Raw genomic sequence first — 10,781 nt, 5'->3', positions numbered from 1 at the left:
GTGGCGCCGCCATAACAGGAGAATATGTGCCCTTCGCCCCGTCGCTCTGCCGCCCGATCATCTGTGCCGTCGCCCTCTCCGCAGCGCCGGCCGCGCTGGCGGAAACCCCGCGCGAGCTGCTGACCGCGGCGGCCTTCCAGACCAGCGACAAGGCGCGGGCGCTCAGCCTCATCGGCCAGGCCATCAGCGCCGCCGACCGCATATTGATGACCGCCCCCAATGATCATGAGGCGGTGCTGCAACGCGCGGTCGCGATCGGCTATCGCGCCAAGCTGACCCGCAGCCGAGCCGATGCACGCAGCTCGCTTTCCGCGTTCGAGGCCTTGGCCGCCCGCAACCCGCGCGATGCCGAGGCGCAGATGGTGATCGCCGGCTGGCATCTCGACGCGATCGACCAGCTTGGCAGCTTCATCGCCCGCACCGTGCTGGGCGCGAAGGAACAGGTGGGGGAGGCTGCCCTGGGCAAGGCGGTCGCCTTGGGCGGCAACCGCGCCTTCTATTCGGGCCTGGCCGCATTGATGCGCATCCGCGCCGATCATAATGATGTCGCCGGCGCGCTGGCGCTGGCCGAACGGGCGGCCAATGCGCCTGCCCCCGCCCCGCTCGACCAGTTGATGAAGCGCAATGCCGCCGCCATCCTGCCCGCCCTGCGCGCTGGCAACGGCAAGGCGGCCGCCGCCCAGGCGCGCAAGCTGCTGCCGTTCGGGAAGCTGCCGGAATAGCGCGACAGCGGCCTGCAGCATCGGCAGGATGACATCTTGCCGAATCTCTCCTGAAGGATGGCCATGCGTCTCGCGATCGAAGCGACCCTCGACTATGAATTTACCGGACCGACCGACGTATTGATGGCCGTCGAGGCCGCCGCCATGGCCGACCAGCGCATCATCGAACAATCGCATATCATCGACAATGCCGGGCCGCTGACCAATTTGATGGGCGGCAGCGCGATCGGCCGGCGCACCTGGACGCGCAGCGGCACCGGCCGGATGCTCAGCCGCTACAAGGCGCTGGTCGATGTCGATCGGCCCGCGCCCGATCTCTTCTCGCTCGCCCGCTCGCCCTTGCCCAGCCTGCCGCAGGATGTGCTGCCCTTCATCTGGCCCAGCCGCTATTGCGAGGCGGACAGGTTCGTCAGCTTCGTCTGCGGCCATTTCGAAGGGCTGGACGGCGGCCCGCTGGTGCAGGCGCTGGTCGGCTGGGTGCATGACAATCTGCAATATGTGCCGGGCAGTTCGGATATCACCACCACCGCTGCCGATACTTTCGTCGCCCAGCGTGGCGTGTGCCGCGACTTCGCGCACCTCACCGCCGCGCTGATCCGCGCGCGCGACATTCCCGCCCGGCTGGTATCGGTCTATGCCGCCGATCTCGACCCGCCCGATTTCCACGCGGTGGTGGAGGTGTGGCTCGACGGCGCCTGGCATATGGTCGACGCGACGGGGTTGGCCCCGATCGAGGGCATGGTCCGCATCGCCGTCGGCCGCGACGCCACCGACATCGCCTTCATGACCATCTTCGGCAGCGCCCAGATGAACGAACAGGCGATCCATGTGACGCGGATGGCAGAACCTGGGGACGTTACGGCCCCTTGACCCCGCCCCTGCCGCCCGCCTAGCCTATACTCAGACAAATTGAGGAAGGGGATGGCATGGGCGTGCAGCTTTCGGGACGGGCTTGGGTGCGGACGCGGCGGGCGCTGCTGGCGGCGACGGCGGGCCTGCTTGCCGGCCTTGCCGGCGCATCGGCCCCAGCGGCTGCGCCCGGCAACGGCGCCGTCCTGACCGTCGACACCGGCAAACCCGGCGCCACCATCGATCCCAATATCTATGGCCAGTTCGTCGAGCATCTGGGCCGCGGCGTCTATGAAGGCATATGGGTCGGGCCGGGCAGTCCCATCCCCAATGTGCGCGGCATCCGCAGCGACGTGGTCGCCGCGCTGCGCCAGGTGAAGGTGCCGGTGGTCCGCTGGCCGGGCGGCTGCTTTGCCGATGGCTATCATTGGCGCGACGGCATCGGCCCGGCCGCGCAGCGCCCCGCCGGCATCAACGCCGCCTGGGACAAGTCGGCCGAAACCAATGCGTTCGGCACCCATGAATATATGGATTTCCTGGACCAGATCGGCGCCAAGGCCTTCGTGTCGGTCAATGTCGGGTCGGGCAGCGTGCGCGAGGCGGACGACTGGATGCGCTACATGACCGCGCCGGCCGACAGCCAGCCCGGCAAGGAACGCGCCGCCAATGGCCATGCCGCGCCCTGGGCCGTGCCCTTCGTCGGCGTCGGCAACGAAAGCTGGGGCTGTGGCGGCAACATGACCGCCGACACCTATGCCACCGCCTTCCGCCATTATGCCGCCTTCCTGCGCGCCTATTCGGGTGAACGGGCAAAGCTGATCGCGGTGGGCGCGGATACCGACGATTATGAATGGACCGAAAAGGTCATGGCGCAGGCGATGAAATGGCGCCCCAATCCCACGCCGCTCGCCTACAATACCGAACGCCCGCTGATGTGGGGCCTGTCACTCCATTTCTACAGCTTCGCCGGCAATGACTGGCGCAACAAGGGGCGCAATATCGGCTTTGGCACCGATCAATGGGCCTCCGCGCTGGCCCGCGCCCACCTGACCGACGAACTGATCCGTCGTCATGCCGAGATCATGGACCGCTATGATCCCAAGAAGCAGGTGGCGATCGCGGTCGACGAATGGGGCGCCTGGTTCGACAGCGAGAAGGACGCGCCCTCGCAACTCTATCTCGAAAGCACGCTGCGCGACGCGGTGATCGCGGGGATGAGCCTCAACATCTTCAACAATCATGCCGACCGGGTGCGCATGGCCAATGTCGCGCAGATGGTGAATGTCATCCAGTCGCTGGTGCTGACGCAGGGCGCCAAGATGGTGGTGACGCCGACCTGGCATGTGTTCGACCTCTACAAGGTCCATCAGAATGCGACGATGATCCCGGTCGATGTGCAGGCGCCCGACTATGTCGAGGGCGCGGTGCGGCTGCCGGGGCTCAGCGTGTCGGCGTCGAAGGATGCGGCGGGCGCGCTGCATCTTAGCATCGTCAATCTCGACCCCGCCGCCGCCCGGCCAGTGCGCATCGACCTGAAAGGGGGCGCATGGCGCAAGGCGAGCGCCCGGACGCTGACCGCCGCGACCATCGACACCCGCATCCGCTTCGAGGGCGCCGATCCCTTCGTGCCAAGCCCGCTACCCGCGCGGCTGGCGCAGGGCCAGGTGGCGCTGACCCTGCCGTCCAAGTCGGTGACATTGGTGACGGTGGAGTAAGCCCCCCACATCCGTTCGCTTCGAGCCCTTCGACTGCCTGCCAAGGCAGGCGCTCAGGATGAACTATTCGAGAAGCGGAGACATCAGCGCTTCCCGTTTCTCGACTTGGCTCGAAACGAACGGGTGGAGTGACAGGTGAAAGGCCTTACCCCTCCGCCGCCTTCAACCGCGCGGCCGCATCGTCGAACGCCGCCCAGCTGATCTGGGCCAGGCTGGCGCCGATGCTGCAACGGCGCACGCCCAGCGCCGCCAGCGCGGCGATGCCGGCCGCGTCATAGTCATGGATGACGACATTGACCGGCCTGGGCGCGACCGCCGCGACCAGTTCGGCGACGGCGCCATGGTCCAGCAGAAAAGGCACGAACAGGCAGTCGGCGCCCGCCTCCGCATAGGCGACGGCGCGGGCGATGCTCTCGCTCGGCGCCATGCCGGGCACGCGGAAATTCTCGCTGCGCCCGACCAGCATCAGCGCCGGATCGACCCGGTCGATCGCTTCGCGCGCGGCCGCGATCCGCTCCACCGCCAGCGGCAGGTCATAGAGCGCGCTGCCCGACCAGTCCTCGATCGACAGGGCCGCAATGCCGGTCTGCGCCGCCAGCGTCACATTGGTGGCAACATCCTCGGGCGCATCGGCAAAGCCATTTTCGAAATCCGCGTTGACCGGCAGGTCGGTCGCCGCGACCAGCATTTCCAGATGCGCCAGCACCGCGTCGCGGCCCAGTTCGCCATCATCCTTGCCCGCCGCCCAGGCCGCGCCGGCACTGGTCGACGCGATCGCGCGAAAGCCCTTCTTCGCCAGCCGCACCGCGCTGCCCGCGTCCCACGCATTGGGCAGCAGGAAGAAACCATCCTGATGCAGGGCATGGAAATCGGCGCGTTTGCGGGCGGTGTCGGTCATCAGGAAATCCTTCTTTGTCCTCTGGATTGGCAAGCGGATTGACTCGGGCAGCCAATGGCGTGAAATAAGAACATATCAGGAACAAATGCAATGAGCGAGTCGATCAAAAGTCTCGCCGCGCTGAAGCGGCATATCGCGGCGCTGGACCGGACGCCAGCGCCGACGGTCGGCTGTGCCCGGCTTGCGACCGGTCATGCCGGGCTCGACGCGGCGCTCGACGGCGGCCTCCTGCGCGGGCGGGTGCATGAACTGTTCGGCGCGGCGGAGGAGGAAGGGGCGGCGGCTGGCCTGGCGCTGATCCTCGCCCGGCTGGCGGCGGATGACGCGCCGCTGCTCTGGCTGCGCACGATGGCTTCGGCAAAGGCGGGCGGATCGCCCTATGGCCCCGGCCTCGCCGCGCTGGGGCTGGATCCGGCCCGGCTGCTGATCGGGCTGATGGCCGATGACGCAATGCTGCTGCGCGCCGCGGTGGAGGGGCTGCGTTGCCCCGCGCTTGGCGCGCTGCTGATCGAATTGCGCGGGCGCGCCCCGCTGCTCGACCTCACCGCCAGCCGGCGATTGGCGCTGGCGGCCGAACAATCGGGCGTCACCGCCTTCCTGCTGCGGGTCGGCGGCGATCCGGTGCCCAGCGCGGCGGAAACCCGCTGGCAGGTGGCGGCCGCCCCATCCGATCCGCTGCCCGGCAATGCGCCGGGGCACAGCGCCTTCGCCCTCAGCCTGCTGCGGCGACGGGCGGGGCCGGACGGGCTGGCCTGGCGGCTGATATGGGATGGCGAGAAGGGGGCTTTTGGAGACGGACGGCATGAACGCCATGAGCATGGACAGGACGGACAGCAGGGCGGTGCGCCGCTATCTGGCGCTCTGGTTCCCCTTCCTGCCGATCGATCGGCTGCGGATCGCGCGGCCTGACCTTTGGGCCGCGCAGGGCGATGCGCCCGCGGTGGTGGTGGAAAATGTTCGCGGCGCGATGCGGCTCGCGACGCTGGATGCCGATGCGCTGGCGGCAGGCCTTACCCCCGGCATGACGCTGGCCGATGCGCGCGCCCGCGAGCCGGAGTTGCGCGTGTTCGAGGCCGATCCCCATGGCGACCAGGATTGGCTGGAGCGGCTATGCGACGGCTGCGCCCGCTACACCCCCAATGCCGCGCTCGATTCCGGCCATGGCCTGATGCTCGACATCAGCGGATGCGCCCATCTGTGGGATGGCGAAGCGGAACTGGCGCAGGCCGCGACCGACCGGCTGGAACGGCATGGCATGCGCGTGCGCCACGCCATCGCCGCATCGCCCGAGGCCGCCCATGCGCTCGCCCGTTTCCCCGCCGCCCCCGCGCCTGACGAGGATGCGGCGGTGCGCCGCCTCCCGGTCGAGGCGCTGGAGCTGGAGGCGGAGAGCGCGGTGGCTCTCCGCCGGGCAGGACTGCGCACCGTCGGCGATCTCGCCGCGCGCCCGGCCGCCGCGCTCGCCGCCCGCTTCGGCGAGGAGGCTGTGGACGCGCTCCATGCGCTGCTGGGCCTGGGCCATCGCCCGCTTGCCCCCCGTCGCCCACGCCCGGCGATCCGGGTCGAACGGCGCTTTGCCGAACCGATGGGCAGCAGCGCCCATGCCGTGAAAGTCGTGGCGGAAATGGCGGCGGAGGCGGGTGAACAATTGGCCGAGCGCGGCCAGGGCGGTCGCCGGTTCGAGGCGGTCTTTTTCCGCAGCGACGGCCTCGCCTTCCCGATCCGGGTCGAAACCAGCCTGCCGATCCGCGATGCGCCGGCGATCATGCGCCTGTTCCAGGAACGGATCGACAGCCTGTCCGACCCGCTCGATCCCGGTTTCGGCTTCGACATGCTGCGCCTCACCGTGCCGCGCGCCGACCCGATGGCGCCGACCCAGCTTGCGCTGGAAGGGGGCGAGGCGCGCAAGAGCGAGGGGGTGGAGGCGCTGGTCGATCGCCTGTCGATCCGCGCCGGGCGCGCCCGCATCCAGCGGCTGGAACCACGCGACAGCCATATTCCCGAACAGGCACAGCTGGCGCTGCCGGCGGTCGAGCATCGCGCGCCCGAAGGCTGGGTGCCGGTCGGCGAGCCCGGCGACCCGCCGATGCGTCCGCTCCATCTGTTCGATCCGCCCCAGCCGATCGATGTCGTGGCGGAAGTGCCCGACGGCCCGCCCCACCGCTTCCGCTGGCGCCGCACCCTGCATGAAGTCACCCGGTTCGAGGGGCCGGAACGGATCGCGCCGCAATGGTGGCAGGCCAAGGACGGCGCGATCGAAGGCGAAAGCACCGGCCGCACCCGCGACTATTACCGGGTCGAGGATGCGCGCGGCCGCCGCTACTGGATCTTCCGCCACGGCCTCTATGGCGCGGAGACCGTCCATCCCGGCTGGTATATTCACGGCCTGTTCGCATGAGCGGCCGGCGCCCGCCGCCCGATCCCGCCAAACCCCGATCGATCGACCGGCGCGAATTGAACGTGATCGAGGCAGCCCGAGAAAACACAAAACCCGCCCCGCCGCGCCCGGCACCGGCCGAGCCCCCCTTCGCCGAACTGGTCGCGATCAGCAATTACAGCTTCCTCCATGGCGCATCCCATCCCGCCGATCTGGTGGGGGAAGCGATCGCCCTGGGTCTCAAGGCCATCGGCCTTGCCGATCGCAACAGCGTCGCCGGGGTGGTCCGCGCCTATGTCGCGCTACGTGATGCGCCGGAAAAGGCGCGCGCTAGGCTGCTGGAGGACAAGAAGGCGCGGGGTGAGCCCGAAAGCCTGACGCCCGAAGAGGAAGCAGGCTGCGAAACCGACCTGCGCCTGATCGTCGGCGCCCGGCTGGTCTTTGTCGACGGCACCCCCGATATCATCGTCTATCCCGCATCGCGGCAAGGCTGGGGGAAGCTGACCCGATTGCTGACCAAGGGCAATATCAAGGCGATCAAGGGCGACTGCATCCTGCATTTTGCCGACCTGCTCGATTATCTCGACGACTGGCGGATGATCATCCTGCCCTTGTCGACGGCGCAGGCGCAGCAGGAGCATGACGCCCCGCCCAATTACGCGTTCGAGGATGAGGCTATCCCCGTGCCATCTCGGCATTTGCGGCTGGTCCCGCCCGCCTCGCCACCCAGTTGGCAGGAGGCCGCGCGGCAATTGCAGGACAGGATGCCGGGTCGCGTCTGGCTGGGGCTGTCGATGCGCTATCAGGGGCGAGACGCCCGCCATGTGGCGATGATGCAGGCGGTATCACGCGACATCGGCATCCCGCTGATCGCGACCAACGATATTCTCTATGCGACGTCCGGCACCCGTCCGCTGCAGGACGTGCTGACCTGCATCCGCGAAGGGGTAACGCTCAAGACGGCAGGCACCCGATTGCAGGCCAATGCCGAACGGCACATGAAATCGCCGACGGAGATGGCCCGGCTGTTTTCCGCCTGTCCCGATGCCCTGGCGGAAACGATCCGCTTCATCGACGGGATCGACTTCACGCTGAAGGATCTCGCCTATGAATATCCGCATGAGCCGGTGCCGGCGGGCTGGTCGCCGGACGCCTGGCTGGAAGATATGGTGCGGCGGCGTGCCCGGCGGCGCTATGGCCGCCAGCTTCCGCCCAAGGTGCGCGCGCTCATAGGTCAGGAATTGCGCCTGATCCGGCGCCAGAACTACGCTTATTATTTCCTGACGGTGCATGACCTTGTGCGCTTCGCCCGCGCGCAGAAGCCGCCAATCCTGTGCCAGGGACGCGGATCGGCCGCCAATTCCATCGTCTGCTTCCTGCTCGGGGTCACGTCGATCGATCCGATGGAGCATGACCTGCTCTTTTCCCGCTTCGTATCGGAGGAGCGCAACGAACCGCCCGATATCGACGTCGATTTCGAACATGAGCGGCGCGAGGAGGTGATGCAATATATCTATCGCCGCTATGGCCGGGCCCGTGCTGGCATCGCGGCGACCGTCATCCATTATCGCTCGCGCAGCGCGCTGCGCGAAGTCGCCAAGGTGTTGGGCCTCAGCGAAGATGTAGTGATGCGCCTGTCGGCGACCGTGTGGGGCAGCTATTCGGGCGATCTTGGCGATGCCCGCTTCGTGGATGCCGGCTTTGCCCTCGACAATGGTGAAATCCAGCGGCTGCGCACCCTGGTCCAGCAATTGATCAGAGCGCCTTTCCCCCGTCATCTGTCCCAGCATGTCGGCGGCTTCGTCCTCACTCAGGATCGGCTGGACGAGACCGTGCCGATCCATAATGCGGCCATGGCCGACCGCAGTTTCATCGAATGGGACAAGGATGATATCGACGCGCTGCACCTGATGAAGGTCGATGTGCTGGCGCTGGGAATGCTCAGCTGCATTCGCCGGGCCTATGCGCTGATGAACCAGCATGGACTAGGTCGCCATGACCTGACCGTCGATCTGCAATCCAGGGATCCGGCCGTCTATGACATGCTCTGCAAGGGCGACAGCATCGGTGTCTTCCAGGTCGAGAGCCGGGCGCAGATCAACATGTTGCCCCGTCTCAAACCGCGCAACCTTTATGACCTGACGGTGCAGGTGGCGATCGTGCGGCCGGGGCCGATCGAAGGGGATATGGTGCATCCCTATCTGCGACGTCGGTGCGGCGAGGAGAAGGTCGACTATCCCAGCCCCGGTACCGACTTCGGCCCGCCAGACGAGTTGGAGAAGTTGCTCAAGGACACTTATGGCGTCCCCCTGTTCCAGGAACAGGCGATGAAGCTGGCTATCGTCGCGGCCGGCTTTTCCTCATCCGAAGCCAATCAGCTCCGCCGCGCGATGGCGACCTTCCGCAATGTCGGCACCATCCATCATTTCCGCGAGAAGATGATCAACGGCATGACCGCGCGCGGTTATGAGGCGGAGTTTGCCGCGCGCTGCTTCAAGCAGATCGAGGGGTTCGGCAGCTATGGCTTTCCCGAAAGCCATGCGCTGTCCTTCGCCCGGCTAGTCTATGTCTCGGCCTGGATCAAATGCCACCAGCCCGCCATCTTCGCCTGCGCCCTGCTCAATTCCCAGCCGATGGGCTTCTATGCCCCGGCCCAGCTGGTCCGCGACGCGCGCGAGCATGGCGTCGCCATCCATGATGTCGACGTCAATATGAGCGGCTGGGACAATGGGCTGGAACCGCTGTTGCGCAGCCGCCACGCAGACAAGGGCGAAGGAACCGGCCGGGCGCTGGCGCTGCGGCTTGGCCTGCGCCAGGTCGATGGCTTCCGCGAACAATGGGCGGCGCAGATGGTGGCGGCGCGGGCGGAGGGGGGCCTCTTCACCAGCATCGAGGATATGGCCCGGCGCGCCGGCCTGCCCGCGCGGGCGCTGCGGCTGCTGGCCGATGCCGATGCCTGCCGCTCGCTGGGACAGGACCGGCGCACCGCTTTATGGGAGGCGCGCCGCACCCCGTCGGACGAGCTGCCGCTGTTCGCCGCCGCCCGCCGGCACGACCGCGCCGCGCGTGAACTGGGGGAGGAGGCGGATGCGATGCTGCCCGCCATGCCGCTCGCCGAACAGGTGATGGATGATTATGCGGTGACCCGCCTCTCGCTCAAGGGCCATCCGATGCAGTTCCTGCGCCCGGTCTTCGCGGCCGAAGGCGTGCTGAGCTGCGCCCAGACCAGCGCGGCGAAGAATGGCGCGCGCGTCCGCACCGCTGGCGTGGTGCTGGTGCGCCAGCGGCCGGGCAAGGGCAATGCCGTCTTCATCACCATCGAGGATGAGACCGGCATCACCAATATCCTGCTCTGGGCGCGCCTGTTCGAGCTGCAGCGCCGCCCGGTCATGGCCAGCCGGCTGATGCTGGTCGAGGGCGAGGTGCAACGCAGCAAGGAGGGCGTCGTCCATCTGATGGCCAGCCGCATCCATGACCGCACCGCTGACCTCAACCGATTGTCGCAATCCGGACCGCCAAAACAGGCCGCCCCCGCCGCCCGTCACCCCCGCGACGTGCGCATCCTGCCCAAATCGCGCGACTTCCATTGAGATTGCAAGGACGGCTAGCGGCCATTCACTATCGTCGGCTTGATCGATCGTCGGTCAGAAAAGCGGACCTCGCCGGTTCCGTCATCCCGGACTTGATCCGGGATCCATTCAGCGCTCCCCATCCGCCATAGCGCAGAATGGATCCTGACTTTCGTCAGGATGACGCCGGCTAGAACTTGCAAGAAACGACCATTTGCTGCCGTCCATCCTACGCGCTAGGCTCAGGACCTATTAAATCGCTTGCGGTGATAGCGAAGGGTTGATTCAATGACGGCGTGAGGAGACGTCGTGATGAGTGACCTGCTCTGGTTGTCGGAAGCGCAGATGCGCCGGATCGAGCCATATTTTCCGCTATCGCACGGGGTGCCACGGGTGGACGACCGTCGGATCATCAGCGGGATCATCTTCGTGATCAGGAACGGCCTGCGGTGGCGCGATGCGCCTGCCGATTATGGCCCGCCGAAGACGATCTACAACCGCTTCATCCGGTGGAGCCGGCTCGGCGTGTTCAACAAGATCTTCGCGGCCCTCGCGGCGAAGGGCGGCAAGCCCGACCAGTTGATGATAGATGCGACCCACCTGAAAGCACACCGGACGGCGGCAAGCCTGCTCAAAAAGGGGATGTTCCCA

At 67.2% G+C, this 10,781-nt stretch carries 8 protein-coding genes; 7 read left to right on the top strand and 1 reads right to left on the bottom strand.

All coding sequences use genetic code 11. The annotated features are described in order from the left end of the window. Positions 1 to 26: 26 nt before the first annotated feature. The 3 genes from AC13EK_RS01750 to AC13EK_RS01740 all read left to right on the top strand — a co-directional run bounded on the left by AC13EK_RS01750 (position 27) and on the right by AC13EK_RS01740 (position 3,286). Positions 27 to 722 carry a hypothetical protein gene (locus tag AC13EK_RS01750; RefSeq protein ID WP_010335717.1) on the top strand — a complete coding sequence of 232 codons (696 nt, stop codon included), beginning with the start codon at positions 27 to 29 and terminating at the stop codon, positions 720 to 722. 63 nt (positions 723 to 785) lie between these two features. Beyond that, positions 786 to 1,592 carry a transglutaminase-like domain-containing protein gene (locus AC13EK_RS01745; protein ID WP_069336133.1) on the top strand — a complete coding sequence of 269 codons (807 nt, stop codon included), beginning with the start codon at positions 786 to 788 and terminating at the stop codon, positions 1,590 to 1,592. Positions 1,593 to 1,648: 56 nt separating this feature from the next. Continuing rightward, a complete protein-coding gene (locus AC13EK_RS01740; RefSeq protein WP_069336128.1) occupies positions 1,649 to 3,286 on the top strand; it encodes an alpha-N-arabinofuranosidase in 1,638 nt (545 codons plus the stop codon). 145 nt (positions 3,287 to 3,431) lie between these two features. Here AC13EK_RS01740 and AC13EK_RS01735 read toward each other — a convergent pair whose 3' ends face one another. Then, a complete protein-coding gene (locus AC13EK_RS01735; protein ID WP_069336129.1) occupies positions 3,432 to 4,184 on the bottom strand; it encodes an isocitrate lyase/PEP mutase family protein in 753 nt (250 codons plus the stop codon). Between the two features lie 90 nt (positions 4,185 to 4,274). Between AC13EK_RS01735 and AC13EK_RS01730 the strand changes: the two genes are divergently transcribed. From AC13EK_RS01730 to AC13EK_RS01715, 4 genes are all read left to right on the top strand, one after another. Then, entirely contained in the window at positions 4,275 to 5,093 is an 819-nt protein-coding gene (locus AC13EK_RS01730; protein ID WP_069336130.1) for an ImuA family protein, read from the top strand. Continuing rightward, complete coding sequence (locus tag AC13EK_RS01725; protein ID WP_234792008.1) at positions 4,987 to 6,582, top strand: Y-family DNA polymerase; 1,596 nt, start codon at positions 4,987 to 4,989, stop codon at positions 6,580 to 6,582. Before AC13EK_RS01730 ends, AC13EK_RS01725 begins: the two co-directional genes overlap by 107 nt. Beyond that, complete coding sequence (locus tag AC13EK_RS01720; protein ID WP_483021995.1) at positions 6,579 to 10,151, top strand: error-prone DNA polymerase; 3,573 nt, start codon at positions 6,579 to 6,581, stop codon at positions 10,149 to 10,151. Before AC13EK_RS01725 ends, AC13EK_RS01720 begins: the two co-directional genes overlap by 4 nt. 291 nt (positions 10,152 to 10,442) lie before the next feature. Then, on the top strand, positions 10,443 to 10,781 hold a 339-nt coding region (locus tag AC13EK_RS01715), incomplete at its 3' end, for a transposase (RefSeq protein WP_483021994.1).

The organism is Sphingobium sp. L-44 (assembly GCF_056859495.1).
The sequence above is the reverse complement of the archived record's forward strand: the minus strand, read 5'-3'. Positions and strand labels throughout refer to the sequence as shown.